The organism is Flavobacterium sp. FlaQc-49 (assembly GCF_044005985.1).
In the GTDB taxonomy this organism is placed as follows: Bacteria; Bacteroidota; Bacteroidia; order Flavobacteriales; family Flavobacteriaceae; genus Flavobacterium; species Flavobacterium cupriresistens.
This window is the reverse complement of sequence record NZ_JBIPCS010000052.1, coordinates 1-267: the sequence shown is the minus strand read 5'-3', so window position 1 is coordinate 267 and position 267 is coordinate 1. Positions and strand designations below refer to the sequence as shown.

Genomic DNA, 267 nt, shown 5'->3' with positions numbered 1-267 from the left:
AGAGGTGAGCCCCGCCGCAATAACCACCTTAAGGTCGTTGTTACTTGAGGTAACGTACAATTAATTAAAAATTTAATATTAATAATTAAATAATTGCAACAATATCTTAACATACTGAGATAAAGAAAGTATTTTATTTTAGAAAGTTTCTTCCCCACACCGAAGTGTGGGGAAAAGGGTGTACATAAGCTTACGGATTATTAGTACTACTCGACTATGACATTACTGCCTTTACATCTATAGCCTATCAACGTGGTCATCTTCCAC

The 267-nt window shown here is 35.2% G+C and carries 1 rRNA gene; it reads right to left on the bottom strand.

Features of this window, described 5'->3' with window-relative positions:
* Nucleotides 1-180: 180 nt before the first annotated feature.
* Nucleotides 181-267: ribosomal RNA gene (locus tag ACHRV3_RS23045) — 23S ribosomal RNA — on the bottom strand; the annotation flags it as partial.